The sequence below is a fragment of the Plantactinospora soyae genome (assembly GCF_014874095.1).
Taxonomy (GTDB): domain Bacteria; phylum Actinomycetota; class Actinomycetes; order Mycobacteriales; family Micromonosporaceae; genus Plantactinospora; species Plantactinospora soyae.
In genome coordinates this window covers 5,435,281-5,453,613 of sequence record NZ_JADBEB010000001.1, presented here as the reverse complement: position 1 = coordinate 5,453,613, position 18,333 = coordinate 5,435,281, and the positions used below count along the sequence as shown (strand labels likewise).

Below are 18,333 nucleotides of genomic sequence, written 5' to 3'. Positions count from 1 at the left end.
AGCGTTCCGGTGGGTGCAATGGCGTCGGTGACCGGCGCCGAGCGTGCGACTCGCCGGACAGAGCGGCCGAACACGCCACAGTGGATACGTCTCAGCCGGTGGTGGCCGGAGCCGTCTGCGCCCACTGACCGTACTGGCGGAACCCGTACAGCAGTGCGCTGCCGGCACGGAACTGCTCGATGGCCCGCACGACGCCCACGACGATCACGTGGTCGCCGGCCGGATAGCTGCGCTCGACGGTGCAGTCGCCGACGACATGCGCCGCCTCGACCAGCGCAGGGCTGCGCGTGTGCCCGGTCGGGCGCCACAGCACCCGCTCGAACCGGTCCGGCGCGCCCGAGGCGAACAACGACGCGACCCCTTCGGCCTCCCCGTGCAGCAGGTTCACCGCGAACCCACCACTGCCCAGCACGGCACGCAGCGTCGGGCTCTCCGTACGCAGGCACACCAGTAAGGTCGACGGGTTCACGCTGAGGCTGCACAGTGCGGAACAGGTCATCCCCCAGGGTGCGGCGCCGCCGTGCTGAGCCGTGATCACCGATACACCCGTCGGGAACGACGCCATCATGTCGCGGAAGTCGGCATCCATCGATCTTGTCCTTCCCCGCTCGTCGACGCTCAGCGGCGCCGGTGCGCTGCTCGAACTGCGTTCACTCGCCGACTCGGGCGAGCGCGATGGTGGTGCTGAGGTAGCTGTGGTGTGGCGGTAGCCCGTCCGTGGTCGTCGGCCGTTCCTCCGACCGGATCGCGCGCGGACACGTCGAGCGTTCGCGCCCGCCCCGGCAGGGACAGTTGTACAACTGAGCGCCTTGCGCAGTCGTACATCAGGCCGGTTCCCGCCGCATCGGGCGCAACGCCGGCCGCACCGACTTCTTGGTACCGAGCTGACCGGAGAGCATCGCGACGGTCGGCGCCTCGAAGAGCACCTGGATGTCGACCTCCACCCCGAGGGCGGCCCTGATCCGGGAGATGAGTCGCACCGCGAGCAGCGAGTGCCCGCCCAGATCGAAGAAGTTGTCGTCCAGCCCCACCGTCTCCACGCCCAGGACCTGGGCGAACGACTCGCAGAGCAGTTCCTCCGCCCGCGTCGTCGGTGCCCGCCGCGCGTCCGCGCCTCCGGCGGCGGTGGGCGCGGGGAGCGCGTGACGGTCGAGCTTGCCGCTGGCGGTCAACGGCAGGCTGGCGAGGACGACGACCGTCGCCGGGACCAGGTAGTCCGGGAGGCGCTGTGCGAGGAACTTCCGCACGGAGCCGCCCAGTTCGCCACCGGCATCCTCCGCGTCGCCGTCGGCGGGAACGAGGTAGGCGACCAGCCGCCGGTCGCCGGGGACGTCCTCGCGGGCGACGACCGCCGCCCGCGCCACGGCGGGATGACCGCGCAACGCGGTCTCCACCTCCCCCGGCTCGACCCGGAAGCCGCGGATCTTCACCTGGTCGTCGGCCCGGCCCGCGAAGACCAGCTGCCCGGCCGCCGTCCACTTCGCCAGATCGCCGGTACGGTACATCCGCAGCCCGGTGCCGAACGGGCAGGCCACGAAGCGCTCCCCGGTCAACCCGGCCCGGCCCACGTAACCCCGTGCCAGGCCGGCACCGGCCACGTAGAGCTCGCCGACCACACCGACCGGGACCGGGTTCAGGCCGCCGTCCAGGACGTACAGCCGGGTGTTCGCGATCGGCGTACCGATCGGCACGACGCCGTCCGCCACCAGCCCGCGAGTCAGCTCGGTGGTGGCCACTCCGATGGTCGCCTCGGTCGGCCCGTAGTGGTTGAACACCTTCCGGCCGCCGGCTGCCGCGGCGTCCAGGAACTCGCCCAGCCACTCCACCGGCGCGGCCTCGCCGCCGAGCACCAGCGACCGCGCCGGCAACAGCCGCTCCGCCGGCTCCGCCGCCGACAGCGCCATCAGATGCGACGGTACCGCCTTGACGCAGTCGATGTCGTGCTCGGCCAGGTAGCCGGCCACCGCGCCGGGATTCACCACCGCCGCCTCGTCCAGCACGTGGAGCTGCCCACCGGTCGCCAGGCTGACGAACACCACCGTGTTGCCCAGATCCGTCACCTGCGGTTGGAGCAGGCCGTACCGTAGGCCCTCATCCGACCAGCCGAGCCGCACCGCAGCACTCCCTACATAGTTGCCCAGCGAGCCATGGGTCACCGCCACACCCTTCGGCACGCCGGTCGACCCCGACGTGTACATCACGTACGCCAGCCCCTGCTCGGGCACCGTCACCTCGGGCGGCGAGTCCGGGCAGTCGGCCAGTCCGGCCGCGACGACCGGCTCGTCGAGTGCCACCATCCGCACCCGCCCGGCCGGCAGGTCGTCCAGGACCTCCTCGACGCCCACCAGCAACGTCGCCCGGCTGTCGGTCAACATGAACGCGATCCGCTCCACCGGCAGCCCCGGATCGACCGGCAGGTACGCCGCTCCCGCCTTCCACACCCCGAGCATGCCGACGATCATTTCCGCGCCGCGCGGCAGGCAGAGCCCCACCACCGACTCGGCACCCACCCCCAGCCGCCACAGGTACCACGCCAGCCGGTTCGCCCGCGCGTCCAGTTCGCCGTACGTGAGGCTCGTACCGTCGGCCACCACCGCGACCGCGTCCGGCGTCGCCGCCACCCGCTGCCGGAGCAGCTCGCCCACCGTCGACACGGGTGCCGTTCCGGCGGTGTCGTTCCAGCGGTGCAGCACCAGGTCGCGCTCCTGCGGATCCAGCAGTTGCACCGCGTGCAGTCGGGTTTCCGGCGCCGTGGTCACCATCTCCAGGACGTGCCCGAACCAACGGACGATCCGCTCGACGGTCGCCACGTCGAACAGGTCCGCCGAGGCGGTCACCGCACCCCGCAGTCCCGCCGGCCGGCCGTCGGCGTCGAAGGTCTCCCCCACCAACACGTCCAGGTCGAACTTCGCCGCCTGCTTGCCGGCGAACACCGCCGACGATTCGAGGCCGGTCAGCCTCGGCGTGTAGTCGTCGCTCCGCGTCGCCGACACCGGGTTGACAATCGTGAGGATGACCTGGAACAGGGGGTGGCGGGCCAGCGAACGGGACGGCGCCACCTCCTCCACCAGCCGCTCGAACGGTACGTCCTGATGCGCCAGAGCCTTCAGCGTGGTGTCCCGTACCCGGGCCAGTACCTGCCGGAACTCGGGATCGCCGGAAAGGTCGGTGCGGATCACCAGCGAGTTGACGAAGCACCCGACCAGGTCGTCCAACGCCTCGTCGGTACGCCCGGCCACCGCCGATCCGATCGGGATGTCGGTACCCGCACCGAGACGGGAGAACAACACCGCCAGCGCCGACTGCAGCACCATGAACGCGGTCACACCCTCGGCGCGGACCAGTTCCGCCAGCCGCTGGTGCACCTCCGCCGGTACCCACACCGGCACACTGTGCCCCCGGTGCCCGGCCACCGCCGGACGCGGCCGGTCCACCGGCAGCGCCAGTTCCTCCGGCAGCCCCGACAGCGCCTGCCGCCAATGGTCCAACTGCGCCGACAGGAGGCTGTCCGGATCCTCCGGGTCGCCCAGCAACTCCCGCTGCCACAGCGCATAGTCGGCGTACTGCACCGGCAGTGGCTCCCGGACCGGCGCCTCGCCCCGCACCCGTGCCGCGTACGCCGCCGACAGGTCACGCGACAGTGGCGCCATCGACAGGCCGTCGTCGGCGATGTGGTGCAACACCAGCACGAGCAGCTGGTCGTCGGGCCCGACCTCGAACAGCCAGGCGCGGATCGGCATCTCGGTCGACACGTCGAAGGCGTACCGCGTCACGCCGACCACCGCACCGGCCAGGTCCGCCGATGCGAGCGCGTCGACCCCGAGGTCGGTCACCGGATCCACCACCGCCATCGCCGCCGACGGTAGGTCCGACATCTCGCTGAAGACCGGGAACGGCAGCTCCGCATGGTGGCCTCGGCCGTTCGGGACGATCGTCATCGCCCAGGTCAACTCGGCCGGATCGAGAATCTGCTGGTAGGGCTCGCCGTCGACGGCCGGGAACACGGTCCGCAACGACTCGTGGCGCCTGATGACATCCCGCAGTGCCGCGTCCAACGCCGCCACGTCCAGTTCACCGGTCAGCCGCACCACCATCGGCACGTTGTAGGTCGGGTTGGGACCCTCCAGCTGACCCAGGAACCACAGTCGCCGCTGTGCGAACGACAACTCCACCCGCTGGGGACGTACCCGCGCCCGCAGCGCGACCCGGGTTCGGCCCACGCCCGGCCCGCTCAGCCTGCCGGCCAGTCCTGCCGGCGTCGGCGCCTCGAACACCGCCGTCAGCGGCAACTCCACTCCCAGGAGGGTCCGCACCCGCGACACCAGCCGCACCGCCAGGAGTGAATGCCCACCAAGGCGGAAGAAGTTGTCGTCAACCCCGACGGCGTCAACCGCGAGAACGTCGGCGAAGGCGGCGCAGAGGGTTTCCTCCTGCACGGTCACCGGAGCCCGACCACCACCGGCGTCGGCGCCGTAGTCCGGAGCCGGCAACGCCCGACGATCCAACTTCCCGTTCACCGTCAACGGCAACTCATCGAGTACGACCACCGCCGCCGGCACCATGTACTCCGGCAACCGCTGCGCCACATACCCGACCACGTCATCCGGATCGGCGTCGGTGACCGTGTAGGCAACAAGACGGCGATCGCCCGCAGTGTCCTCCCGCACCACCACGGCCGCACGGTCAACCTGAGGATGACTGGTCAAGACCGCTTCGATCTCACCCGGCTCGATCCGGAACCCACGAACCTTCACCTGCTCATCGACCCGGCCCAGGAACACCAACTGCCCACCCGGAACCCACTTGGCCAGATCACCGGTCCGATACATCCGCCGACCCGACTCGAACGGACACGCCACGAACCGCTCCGCCGTCAACCCCGCCCGACCCACATACCCCCGGGCAAGCTGAACACCGGCAATATAGAGCTCACCAGCCACCCCCGGCGGCAACGGAGCAAGACCATCATCAAGGACATACAACCGCATGTTCGCGATCGGCCGGCCGATCGGCACCACCTCACCCGACCAGCCACCCGAGACCTCGAACACACAACACCCCACGACCGCTTCCGTCGGCCCGTACTCATTGACCACCACCGACCCCGCAGACACCCCCAACAACCCACGAACCAACGAACCCGACAACGCCTCACCACCAACAACCCACGACCCGACATCCACCCCCACCCCCTCACCCACCAACAACGCCGCATGCGCCGGCACCACCTTCACCAACCCGAACCCACGACCACCCACCAACAGACCGCTCAACCCAGCAACCCCACCAACCCTGTCCACCACCACCACCGACCCGGACACCAACGGCACCAACACACTCGTCACCGTCAGATCAAACGCCAACGACGAATGCAACGGCGCCCCACCAACGGTCACATAGGCGCCAGCCGCCCACACCACATAATTCGCCAGACCACCATGCGTCACCCCCACCCCCTTCGGCACCCCCGTCGACCCCGACGTATACATCACATACGCCAACGCATCCGGACCCACCACCGGCAACACAACATCAACACCGCCGTCGACGTCGCCGTCGACATCGCCGGGCAGTGGATCGTCCAGCCACACCACCGACAGGCCCGTCAGCACACCCACCAGATCCACCGAATCCACCGCAACGTCCCGGCAGGCAAGCACCACCTCGACACCGGCATCGGCCAACATGAACTCCACCCGCCGCGCCGGAAGTTGCAGGTCGACCGGCAGATACGCCGCCCCCGCCTTCCACACCGCCACAATCGCGGTAATCATCTCCACACCACGCGGCAGGCACAGCCCGACCACCGACTCCACACCCACACCCCGACCCACCAACTCCCGGGCCAACCGGGTCGACGCCGCATCCAACTCCCGATACGACACCTCCGAACCCTCGACCACCACCGCCACAGCGTCCGGACACGCCACCACCTGCCGCGCGAACAACTCCACCACCGTGGCGTCGACACCCCCCACCGCAGTGTCGTTCCACTCCACCAACACCTGCTCCCGCTGCCCGGCATCAAGCAGGTCGATCTCGCGCAACCGCAGCTCCGCCGCACCGCAGACCGTGTCCAACACCCGCACGAACCAGGTCGCCAACCGCTGCACGGTCGACTCGTCGAACAGGTCGGCTGCCGCGACCACCAGGCCCCGCAGCCCCACCGGGCGGCCGTGCTCGTCGAGCACCTCCTCGACCAGCACGTCGAGATCCAGCGTCGCCGGCAGCGCGGCCGGGATGTCCACCAGCGGGTTTTCGCTCTCGGCGCGGGTACCGGGCAGTTCCAGGGTGCGGCGTTCCGTGTTCTGCACCGTCAGCCGTACCTGGAACAGCGGGTGCCGGGCCAGCGACCGGGTGGGGGTCAACTCCTCGACCAGCCGCTCGAACGGTACGTCCTGATGCTCCAACGCACCCAGACTCGCCTGCCGCACCCGGCCCAACACCTCGACGAACGTCGGATCCCCGGACAGGTCGGTACGGACCACCAACGTATTGACGAAGAACCCGACCAAATCGTCCAACGCGGCGTCGGTGCGCCCGGCCACCGACGACCCGATCGGAATGTCGGTGCCGGCGCCCAGCCGGGACAGCAGTACCGCCAACGCCGACTGCAGCACCATGAACGTGGTGACACCCTCGGCACGCGCCAACTCCACCAACCGCTGGTGCAGCTCGCCCGACACCCGCAGCGGCACCACGCAGCCGCGATGGCTCGCCACCGCCGGGCGCGGCCGGTCGTACGGCAACGCCAACTCCTCCGGCGCCCCGGCCAACACCTGCTGCCAGTACGCCAACTGCGTCGCCAAGACACTGTCCGGATCGGACCGGTCGCCGAGCAACTCCCGTTGCCACAACGCATAGTCGGCGTACTGCACCGGCAACGCGTCCCATCGCGGCGCTCCACCGTCGAGGCGGGCTGTGTACGCCACCGACAGGTCCCGGCCCAACGGCGCCATCGACCAACCGTCACTGGCGATGTGATGCGTCACCAGCACCAGCACGTACTCGTCCGCAGCACTCTGGAACAGCCACGCCCGGATCGGCACCTCGACGGCCAGGTCGAACGCGTACCGGGTCGCCTCCGACACCGCCTCGGACAACTCGTTCCGGCCCACCCGCCGCACCGGCAACTGCCAGTCGAGGTCCTGCGGGTCCAGGATGCGCTGATGTGGCTCGCCGTCCACGGCCGGGAAGACCGTCCGTAGCGACTCGTGCCGACCGATCACGTCCCGCAACGCCGCAGCCAGCGCCGGCACGTCCACGGAACCGCTCAGCCGGATCGTCAGAGGCATGTTGTAGGTCGGGCTGGGGCCCTCCAGCCGGTTCAGGAACCAGAGCCGACGCTGCGCGAACGACTGCTCGACCTGTGCCGGGCGCACCGCGGCCCGCAACGCCGTCCGCGCGGAACCGACACCCGGCCCGGCGAGCCAGTCGGCCAGCCCCTTGACGGTGGGCCGCTCGAACAGCACCGGCAGCGGCAACTCGACTCCGAGCACCGTCCGTACCCGTGACACCAGCCGCACCGCGAGAAGGGAGTGGCCCCCGGACCGGAAGAAGTCGTCATCCACCCCGACCTGGTCCAGCTCCAGCACCTGCGCGAACGCGCCACGCAGCAGCTCCTCCTGCGCCGTGGCCGGCGCCCGGCCCGTACCCGCACCCGTGGCGTACGCCGGTGCCGGCAACGCCCGACGGTCCAGCTTCCCGCTCGCGGTCAACGGCAGCCGCTCCAGCACCACCACCGACGCCGGCACCATGTACTCCGGCAGCCGCTGCCCGGCGAACTCCCGTACGAGTTCCGGCAACCCGTCCTCGGCGACGTCGTCGTCGGCCGGCACCACGTAGGCCACCAGCCGCCGGTCGCCGGGCGCGTCCTGCCGCGCCAGCACCACCGCCCGGGCGATCCGCGGATGGCTCTGCAGGACGACCTCGATCTCGCCGGGTTCGATCCGGAAGCCACGGATCTGCACCTGCTCGTCGGCCCGGCCGGCGAACACCAACCGCGCGTCCGGGGTCCACCGTGCCAGGTCTCCGGTCCGGTACATCCGCTCGCCGGGACCGAACGGGCAGGCGACGAACCGCTGCGCGGTCAACCCGGCCCGGCCCACGTACCCACGGCCCAGTTGGGCACCGGCGACGTACAGCTCGCCGACGACACCCGGTGGTACCGGCCGCAGGACGCCGTCCAGCACGAACGCCCGGGTGTTGCACAGGGGTACGCCGATCACCGGCGCGTCGTCCACCGCCAGTGCCGGCGAGATCGCCGATCCGACGGTCGTCTCCGTCGGACCGTACCCGTTGTGGAAGCGCCGGCCGACCGCCCACCGCCGGACCAGTTCCCCATCCAGGGCCTCGCCCGCCGAGACGAGCGTGGTCACCGAAGGCAGCTCCTCGGGCCGCACCGTGGCCAGCACGGCCGGCGGCAGCCCCGCGTAGTTCACCCGGTGCCGCGCGACCACCTCGGTCAGCCCCGCACCGGGCAGCAACTCGTCGGCGGCGGCCACCACGAGCGCACCACCCGAACACAGCGCGCAGACCAGCTCCCACGTTGCCGCGTCGAACCCGATCGAGGCGAACTGCAACACCCGGGTCCCGGCCCCCACCCCCAGGCGCTGCTGGAACGTCGACACCAGATTGGCCACCCCCGCGTGGGTCAGCGCCACGCCCTTGGGAGTGCCGGTCGAACCCGACGTGTAGATGACGTACGCCAGCCCCTGCGGCGCCACCTGCACCGGCGGCGCGGTCGGCACGCACTCCGCGAGTTGTGCGCGTACGCCGGGGTGGTCCAACAGCACCGTCGGGATTCCGTGTACCCCCAGGTCGGCAAGGCCGGACGAGGTCACCAGGACGGTCGTCGCGCTGTCCTGCAGCATGAAGGCCACCCGGTCCACCGGAAGCCGCGGCTCCACCGGCAGGTACGCCGCGCCGGCCTTCCAGACCGCGAGCACCGACACCACGACGTCGACGCCGCGTTCCAGCAGCAGCGCCACCACGGACTCCGGGCCGGCGCCGAGCCCACGCAGGTGCCGGGCGAGCCGGTTCGCCCGCGCATCCAGCTCCGCATAGGTCAGCTCGACACCGTCACCCGTCACCGCCACCGCATCCGGCGTCCGGGCGACCTGCGCCTCGAACAGCGCGTGCGCCGTGCCGCCCATCCCGGCCAGCCCGGTGTCGTTCCACTCGGCCAGCACCTGCTCCAGTTGCCCGGCGTCGAGCAGGTCGATCGCGTGCAACGGACTGTCGGGATGGTCGTGCAGGGCGTCGACGAGATGCTCCACCGTGGTGCGGAACATCCGCGCCACCGCCACCGGATCGACCGGGTCGGCCGCCTGGACGCGCAGGGTCAGCCCGCCGACGCCGAGGTCGTTGGCCTCGACCGCCAGCGGATAGTTGGTCCGGTCCTGGACGTGCAGGGTCCGGACCCCGTCGATCGCCTGCTCCCAGACACCCTTCTCCAGGCGGCCCGCGTCGCCGCGCACGCTGTGGCGGTAGTTGAACAGGGAGGTGAACAACGGGGTGTTCTCCGGGACGCCGCTGACCTGTTGCGCGACCGCCAGCGGCGCGTGCTCGTGGTCCAGCAGCGCGGCCAGTTGGGTCCGCATCTGCTCCACCGCGACGCGGACGCCGAGCCGGCCGGTCCGGACCCGCACCGGCAGCGTGTTGATGAACGGACCCACCACCCGGTCGGCGCTGGCACCGGCGTTCATCCGGCCCAGCAGCACCGTGCCGAACACCACGTCGTCACGGCCCGAGACCACCGACAGCACCCGCGCCCAGGCGACGTGCAACAGGGTGGCGACACTCACGCCCAGTCGCTGCGCCACCTCGCGCAGCCGGTCGACGGCCTCCCGCCGTACCGGCAGCTCCGCCGTCACCGACGCCGTGCCGTCGCCGCGCACGTCCAGCAGCCCGTACGGCGCGGTCGGCTCGGTCACGTCGCCCAGCAGGTCGGCGAAGAACTGCTCGTGCTCCTCCCGGGGCACACTGCGGGCCTGTGCGACGAAGTTCCGAAGCGGCAGCGCCGCCGCCAGGTGGTTGCCCCGCCCGGTCAGAATCGCCCGCAGCTCCTGCACGAGCACGTCCGTGCCCTCATGGTCCTGCACCATGTGGTGCGTACGCAGCAGCCCGAGCCAACGGCCTTCTCCGGCCTCGGCCACGTGCAGGTCCATCAACGGCGGCCTGCCCAGATCCATCCCCGACCCGACCCGCCCGACCAGTGCGGCCACCGGATCGGGGTACGCCTCGTCCAGGACGTGGGTCACCACCGGCAGTTCCGCCTGCCGCCACACCACCTGGACCGGCTCGGGCAGGCCCTCCCACACCACCGAGGTGCGGTAGATGTCGTGGCGGTCCACCACCTGCTGCAACGCCTGGGCGAACCGGTCCAGGCGGGTCCGTGAGTCGAACTCCAGCACCCAGACCGTCACGTACGGGTCCCGGCCCCCGTCGGCGGCCATCAGGTGGTGGAACAGCAGACCCTCCTGCAACGGTGCCAGTGGGTAGATGTCGGCCACGTTCTGCGCGCCGCCGTCCACCTCGGCAACGACCCGCTGAACCTCCGTGTCGGACAGCTCCACCAACGGCAACATGTCCGGCGTGATCCGCTGCGCCATCGACGGAATCAGGTTCTCCGGGACCACCACCGGCCCGGCCACCGCCGCCTGCGCCAGCCCGGCCGGCGTCGGCGACTCGAACAACGTCCGGATCTTGACTTCCACGCCGAGCCCGGCCCGGATCCGGGACAGCAGCTCGACCGCGAGCAGCGAGTGCCCGCCCAGCCGGAAGAAGTCGTCGTCCACCCCGACCGAGTCCAGCCCGAGCACCTGGGCGAACACCCCGCAGAGGATCTTCTCCTGTACCGTGGCCGGGCCCCGGCCCACACCCGCGCCGGCCGCGTAGTCCGGCGCCGGCAGGGCCCGGCGGTCCAGCTTCCCGTTCACCGTCAGCGGCAGCCGCTCCAGCACCATGACCGACGCCGGCACCATGTACTCCGGCAAGCGCCGCCCGGCGAACTCCCGCACCCGGTCCGGCAGCCCGTCGTCGGCGTCATCGGTGTCGTCCGGGTCGGCCGGTACGTCGTCGGTGGGCACGACGTAGGCCACCAGTCGCCGGTCACCCGGCGCGTCCTCCCGCACGACCACCGTCGCCTGGCCCACCTGCGGATGAGTCTTCAGGACGGCCTCGATCTCGCCGGGTTCGACCCGGTACCCACGAATCTTCACCTGGTCGTCGGCCCGGCCCAGGAACAGCAGCCGCCCGTCCGGCGTCCACTTGACGAGGTCCCCGGTCCGGTACATCCGCTCGCCCGAGCCGAACGGACACGCCACGAACCGCTGCGCGGTCAGCCCCGGCCGGCCCAGGTAGCCGCGGGCCACCCCGACACCGGCCGCGTACAACTCGCCGGCCACCCCCGGCGGTACCGGACCGAGACCGTCGTCGAGCACGAACAGGCGCGTGTCCGCGAGCGGCCCACCGATCGTCGGCTGGTCCCCCACCTTCAGCGGCGCCGACATCGACGCCACCACGGACGTCTCCGTCGGGCCGTACGCGTTCACCAGTCGTCGCCCCGGTGCCCAGCGATCGACCAGCCCGGAGTCCAGGGCCTCGCCGCCCGACACCAACGCCTCGACCGAACGCAGGTCGTCGGTCCCGAGTACGCCGAGCACCGTCGGCGGCAGCAGGACCTGGGTCACCCGGTGCCGAGCGATCACGTCCACCAGCCCCGGACCCGGCAACAGTTCCGCCGCCGGTGCCACCACCAGGGCGCCGCCGCAGCACAACGCCATCAGCAGTTCCCAGGTGGCCGCGTCGAACCCGATCGACGCGAACTGCAGCACCCGGGCGCCGGGGCCGGCGCGCATCCCGGGCGCCAGCGCCAGATTCACCACTCCGGCATGCGGCACCGCCACGCCCTTCGGCGTACCGGTCGACCCGGACGTGTAGATCACGTACGCCAACCCGGCCGGCTCCACCGTCGTCCCGGGGCTGGAGTCCGGCTGGCCGGCGATCGCCGCGCGTACCGCCGGCTCGTCGACCGCGACCATCCGCACCCGCCCGGCCGGCAGGTCGTCCAGTACCTCCTCCGTGCCGAGCAGCAGCGCCGCCCCGCTGTCGGCGAGCATGAACGCGATGCGGTCCACCGGAGACTGCGGGTCGATCGGCAGGTAGGCCGCCCCGGCCTTGAGTACCCCGAGCAGCGCCGTCACCACGTCGGCGCCGCGCCCCATCACGACCGCCACCACGGACTCCGGACCCAGTCCGAGACCACCCAGGTACCGGGCCAACCGGTTCGCCCGCGCGTCCAGCTCCGCGTACGTCAGCTCGACACCGTCACCCAGCACGGCCACCGCATCCGGTGCCCGCACCACCTCCGCCTCGAACAGCGCGGTCACGGTCGCCGGCCGGTCGGCGGTCGGCCGGGTCATGGCGTTCCAGTCGACCAGTACCCGGCGGCGTTCGTCCCCGTCGAGCAGGTTGCTGCGGCCGACCGGCTCGTCCGGCGCCGCGTCCACGAAGGTCCGCAGCGCGCTCAGGTAACGGCGTGCCACGGTCTCGGCGACCGCCTCCTCGTGCAGATCGCGGTTGACCTCCACGCCGATCTCCACGACTCCGGACCGGTCGTAGATGTTGACCTGCTGGTCGTAGGTCGGTCCCGAGCTGACGGTCCGGGCGGTCGCGGAGCAGTTTCCGAAGCGGACCGGATACTCGAAGGACATCACGTTGACGCTCAGCTGGAACAGCGACGGGCCGTCGACGGCCTTCAGGTCCCGGAGCACGTCCTCGTACCGGTAGCGCTGGTGCCGCGCCGCCGCGTACACCGTCCGGGCGGTACGCCGCACGAAGTCGCCGCGCGACTCCCGCGGGTCGATCCCGAGCCGGACCGGCAGCTCGTTGGCGGCCATGCCCACGGCAGCCAGCTCGCTCTCGTTCTCCCTGCCGAGCGCGGCGACCCCGAGCACGAGGTCCCGTTCCCCGGTGGTGCGGTACTGGTACAGGCCCGCGGCGGCGATCGCCAGGCCGCCGACGCTGGTGCCGAAGCGGGCCGCGGTCGCCCGTACCTCGGCCGCCACCCGGGTGTCGACCGGCCGCAGGTGCCGCCCCACCGCGCTCGGCAGCCGCTGGTGGTGCCGGCCGTGCGGTCGACCGGCATCCGGCAGATCCGCCAGCATCGCCGACCAGAACTCGCGATCCTGCCGCTGTCGCGCCGAGCCCCGGTAGTCACGGTCCGCGTCCAGCAGCACCGACACCGGCTCGAGCGCACCGCCGGTCGCCGACCGGCCCGCCGACAGCGCGTCGTAGTTGCCGGCCACCGCCGACGCGAACAGCGCGAAGCTGTATCCGTCGACGACAAGATGGTGCAGCCGTTGGTACCAGAGGAAGTGCCGCTGCCCGAGTACGAACAGGGTGTGCCGGAACATCGGGGCGTCGATCAGCGCGATCCGGCGACCGATGTCGGCACGCATCGCCGCCTGCGCCGCGGCCTGCGGATCCGGCTCGGCACTGAGGTCGACCACCTGGAGCGCCGGATCGGCGGCGGCGGCGACGTACTGCCGGGGCACTCCGCCCACCAGCCTGAACCGCAGCCGGTACGCGTCGGCCTCGTCCAGCGCACGCCGTAAGGCTTCCGCGAAGAGGTCGACGTCCAGGTCGCCGCGGAGGTCGAGATACTCGCCGACGTTGAAGACGGCGCTCTCCGGCTCGAGCTGGAGCGCGTTCCACACCCCCAGCTGACCAGCCATCAGCTCATGCAGCTCGCCCTCGGACACCACCGTTACCCACTCCCCGAGTCTTTTGACGTTCACGTGGTCACCGGCGCGGGCAGAGTAACAGCGCCGGTGCGGTGTGCAGCCTGCCGCGCGACTGGCGCATCACCTCGGATCTGGTACCGGCAGGCGGTGCGTGACCAGGTACTCCCGGCCGGCGCGGTCGAGTTCCGGCGTGACGAAACCGGAGTCCCGCAGTTTCTGCGCCAGCGCGGCGATGGTGGGGTGCTCGAGCAACAGGACGTAGTCCACCGGTACCCCGAAGGTCTTCCGAAGCCGGTGCGCGATCCTCATCGCGACCAGCGAGTGACCGCCGATGGCGAAGAAGTTGTCGTGCGGCCCGATCGGCTGCTGGCGCAGCGCCGACTCCCAGCAGTGCACGAGCACCGACTCCAGCACATCGCCGTGCGCGCCGTTCTGTGGTACGGACACGAGACGCTCCTTCCTGCGGCAACCGCGACAGTGTCGCTCGACGCCCGCCGACTTGCCGGATGTGCAACTGCAGGAGCGCAACAGTTGCACGGCTGCCGTGACCATTCGCGGCGCTCTACCCTCGCCTATCGGGAAGATATCGATGGGGACTCGATGGAAGGGATCCGATGTCCACGGATCACTACACGCACGTGCTGGAAGTCCTGACCAAATACGTCTCCGTCCGGCTGCTCGGCGAGGACGACGCCGCCGATCTCACCGAGCAGACCCCGCTGCTGGAACTCGGGGTTCTCAACTCGATCGAGACGTCCCGCCTGGTCGCCTACATTCGCGAGACGTTCGGCGTGCGGCTGCCGCCGACGTCGATGACCGCCGGCAACTTCCGGGACCTGCGGACCATCGCCGGCCTCGTGGTCAGCCACCAGCCGAACACCTCCGACACCGTCGGCGCCGTCGCTCCTGCCAGTACGAATGGAGGCCCCCGTGGCTGAGGACGTCCAGTACGACGTCGGCGTGATCGGCGGTGGTCCGGCCGGTTCGACGGTCGCCTCCTACCTGGCCCGAGCCGGCCTCGACGTCGCGGTCTTCGAATCGGCGGTCTTTCCGCGCGAGCACGTCGGCGAATCGCTCGTGCCGGCGGTGATCCCGGTCATGAACGACATCGGGGTGACGCCGAAGATCGAGGCCGCCGGATTCCCGCGCAAGTACGGCGCGGCTTGGACCTCGGCGGACACCAGGCCGACGAGCACCCTGGACTTCGACGCCGCCTCACACGGTTTCGGCGTTGCCGAGATCGCGTACGAGGAGCGCGACCAGGCCGGTGTGGACCGCATCTACACCTGGCACGTCGACCGGGCCCAGTTCGACCAGATCCTGCTCAAGCACGCCGAGAGCCTCGGCGCGAAGGTCTTCCAGGGCGTCCGGGTGAACCGGGTCGACTTCGACGACCCGGACCGGCCGGTGCTGCAGGCGGGTATCGGCCGGACGACGACACCCATCCCGGTACGGATGGTGGTCGACGCCAGCGGCCGGCACACCCAGCTCGGCAGCCAGCTCAAACTGAAGGTGCCGGACCCGGTCTTCAACCAGTACGCCATCCACACCTGGTTCGAGGGGCTGGACCGGGCGAGCCTGGCCCGCGACCCCGCCCAGGCCGACTACATCCACGTGCACTTCCTGCCCCTCGAGGCCACCTGGGTCTGGCAGATCCCGATCACCGACACCATCACCTCGATCGGGGTGGTCACCCAGAAGGCCCGGTTCAAGGCCGCGAAGGACGACCTGGAGACGTTCTTCTGGGACTCCGTCGGCAGCCGGCCCGACCTGCTCAAGGGTCTCCAGGAAGCCGAGCGGGTGCGGCCGTTCAAGTCGGAGGGCGACTACAGCTACGGCATGCGCCAGATCGCCGGCGACGGCATGGTGCTCATCGGCGACGCGGCCCGGTTCGTCGACCCGATCTTCTCCAGCGGTGTCAGCGTCGCGATGAACAGCGCCCGGTTCGCCGCCGCGGACATCATCGCCGCCGCCGGGGCCGGTGACTTCCGCCGGGAACGCTTCGACACCTACGTGAACATCCTCCGGCGCGGCGTGAACAGCTGGTACGACTTCATCTCAGTCTATTACCGGCTCAACATCCTCTTCACCGCGTTCATCGACGACCCCCGGTACCGCCGGGATGTCATCCGGATGCTGCAGGGCGACGTGTACGACGGTCCGGAGCCACCGGCGCTCGGCGTGATGCGGGAGTTCGTCGCCGCCGTCGAGGCGGATCCCGACCACCTGTGGCACCACCGTCTCGGCGACCTCAAGGCGCCCGCGGCGGCGGCCCTGTTCTAGACCGCGTCGCCACCGCTGTACGCGTCGGCGGGCCGCTCGTCGCCCACCGCTCCGCGCCGCCCGGCTCGGCCACCGAGTCGGGCGGTGTCGGTTCGATCCCCGCGCTACAGTCCCAGCTCGCGGGCGACGATCTGGCGCTGGATGTCGGACGTGCCGGAGAAGATGGTGCCGCCCAGGGCGTCGCGCAGCGCGGCTTCGACGCCCTGGCCGGTCCGGTAGCCACGGCCGGCGAGCAGCTGCACGGCGTCGACGGCGCTCGCCACCGCCGCCTCCGAGACCGCCAGCTTGGACAGCGCGGAACACAACGGGTCGGGCTCCGCCCGATCGAGCGACCAGCAGGCGCGGTAGAGCAGGAGGCGGCTGCTCTCCAGCCGCAGTTTCATCTCCACGATCCGGTTGGAGACCGACTGGAACTCGCGCAACGGACGCCCGAACTGGCGACGCTCCTTCGCGTGCGCCACGACCTGGTCGACCAGCCGGTCCTGCAGCCCGACGTACAGCGCGAAGAGGCAGGTGCGCTCCCACAGCATCGACTGCTGGAACACCACCGAGCCCTGTCCGCGTTCCCCGAGCACGCTGTCGTGCGGCACGAAACAGTCCGCGAACTCGACCTGGCCCGCCGGGCACGACGCCATGCCGAGCTTGCCGAACGGCTCACCGACGTGCAGGCCGGTCGCACCGCGCTCGACGACAAACGCGGTGAGCGCGAAGTGCCCGGCCCCCGGGTCGGTGGTGGCGTAGGTGACGAAGACGTCGGCGTCGGGACCGTTGCTCACGAAGCTCTTGGTGCCGGTCAGGAGGTATCCGCCGTCGACCGGGGTGGCCGTGGTGGCCAGCGTCGACACGTCGGAACCGGCGTCCGGCTCGGTCATCGCGTTCGCGGCGACGGACTCGCCGGCGCACAGGCCGGGCAGCAGCCGCTCCCGCAGCGCCGGCGGACCGAACTCGGCGATCGGCATCGCGCAGGCGAACAGGTGCGCGGCGGCGGCGAACACCAGGCCGGTGTCCGGGCAGCCCCGGCCGAACGCCTCGAACAGCAGCGCGGTGTCGAGGGCGCCGAGCCCGCCGCCGCCGTACTTCGGCTCGACGGCGGCGCCGAGCAGCCCGTGCTCACCCAGGGTCCGCCAGTCCTCGGGCGCGATGCCCGGGGTACCGGATTCGGGCGCGAACCGCTGCCGGGCCGTCGCTAGCGCCGCGTCGTACCGCGCACGCTGCGGCGGCGTCCAACTGAACTCCATGCAGCCTCCAGAGGTCGGTTACGACAGCCAGGGCGGGGTGGCGAGAACGCGGACGACCGCGCCGACGATGTTGACGCCGGGGCCGACACCGAGGAACAGCAGATGCGACCCGGGCCCGATCTCGCCGCTCTCCAGCAGGTGGTCGAAGGCGAGGACCTGGTCGGCCGCGCCGACATGGCCTAGCGTGCTGCCGTACTCCCAGGTGGTGCGCTTCAGCGGTACGTCCAGCGGCCCCAGCCGGTCCTCCACCAACTCTCGGCCCGCGTGGTTGAACGCGACGCGGGTGATCTGGTCCAGTTCGACGTCGGCCTCCGCCAGCAACCGGTCGACGAGCCCGGCGAACCGCTGGACGAACTCCAGCCCGCTGCCCGGGGCGAAGCCGCCGGAGCCGGCGAACTCGGCGAACCGCGCGCCGAAGTCCAGCCGTCGCCCGAGGGTGACGTCGGGTGGATGCAGCGGTGTGGCGCCACGGTGCAGGGCCTCCAACTCGGTCAGGGTCACCGACGCGACGGAGAGAATCTCCGCGAAGCCGGGCTCGCGGCTGAGCACCAGCGCCGCCGCGCCGTCCCCCATGACCACGCCGGGGTTGCAGCGCCACCGGTCGAGCAGCGGCGAGCCGCCGAAGTTGTCGGCGGCGGCGAGCAGCGCGGCGTGGCCCTCAGGCGCGGCGCGCAGGGCGGCGTCGGCCAGCAGCAGCGCGCCGAACATCCCGTTGCAGCCCTGCCGGATGCCGGTGCCGAAGGCGTCCACCGTCCCCAGCCGCCGCTGCAGGTACGCGTACGGGCACCAGCCCTCCGGACCGGAATGGTAGACGTCTACGTGGAACAGGTGGCTCAGCGAGGTGGCCGGCAGCCGGGCGCGGTCGAGCGCCTGTCGTGCCGCGGCCAGCGCGAGGTCGGGTGCCGGGACGTCGCCGGCGATGGTGACGCTGACGTACCCGGTCGCCTCGGCCTCGTCGGCCTCGTACCACCCGGCGGCCACCGCGTCCGTGACGGCGACCCTGTCCGGCACGCACACACCCGTACCCTGGACGAACAATCCCGGCGTCCGCATGCGGGAACACT

The 18,333-nt window shown here is 71.1% G+C and carries 7 protein-coding genes; 2 read left to right on the top strand and 5 right to left on the bottom strand.

Features of this window, described 5'->3' with window-relative positions:
• Positions 1-91 precede the first annotated feature (91 nt).
• From H4W31_RS24010 to H4W31_RS24000, 3 genes are all read right to left on the bottom strand, one after another.
• Positions 92-589 carry a flavin reductase family protein gene (locus H4W31_RS24010; RefSeq protein ID WP_192768705.1) on the bottom strand — a complete coding sequence of 166 codons (498 nt, stop codon included), beginning with the start codon at positions 587-589 and terminating at the stop codon, positions 92-94.
• 235 nt (positions 590-824) lie between these two features.
• Positions 825-13,802, bottom strand: coding sequence for a non-ribosomal peptide synthetase (locus H4W31_RS24005; protein ID WP_192768704.1), 12,978 nt, complete (start codon positions 13,800-13,802; stop codon positions 825-827).
• Positions 13,803-13,868: 66 nt separating this feature from the next.
• Positions 13,869-14,195, bottom strand: coding sequence for an acyl carrier protein (locus tag H4W31_RS24000; protein WP_192768703.1), 327 nt, complete (start codon positions 14,193-14,195; stop codon positions 13,869-13,871).
• A 167-nt stretch (positions 14,196-14,362) separates the two neighbouring features.
• Here H4W31_RS24000 and H4W31_RS23995 point away from each other — a divergent pair, with 167 nt between their 5' ends.
• A complete protein-coding gene (locus H4W31_RS23995) occupies positions 14,363-14,686 on the top strand; it encodes an acyl carrier protein (RefSeq protein WP_192768702.1) in 324 nt (107 codons plus the stop codon).
• Positions 14,679-16,031, top strand: coding sequence for an NAD(P)/FAD-dependent oxidoreductase (locus H4W31_RS23990; protein WP_318783375.1), 1,353 nt, complete (start codon positions 14,679-14,681; stop codon positions 16,029-16,031). The genes H4W31_RS23995 and H4W31_RS23990 overlap by 8 nt, the downstream gene beginning before the upstream one ends.
• 104 nt (positions 16,032-16,135) lie before the next feature.
• Here H4W31_RS23990 and H4W31_RS23985 read toward each other — a convergent pair whose 3' ends face one another.
• Positions 16,136-17,269, bottom strand: a complete 1,134-nt coding sequence (locus tag H4W31_RS23985) for an acyl-CoA dehydrogenase family protein (protein WP_192768700.1) — start codon at positions 17,267-17,269, stop codon at positions 16,136-16,138.
• Positions 17,270-17,287: 18 nt separating this feature from the next.
• Positions 17,288-18,322 (bottom strand): 3-oxoacyl-[acyl-carrier-protein] synthase III C-terminal domain-containing protein, encoded by a 1,035-nt coding sequence (locus tag H4W31_RS23980; protein ID WP_192768699.1) that lies wholly within the window; start codon positions 18,320-18,322, stop codon positions 17,288-17,290.
• Positions 18,323-18,333 lie beyond the last annotated feature (11 nt).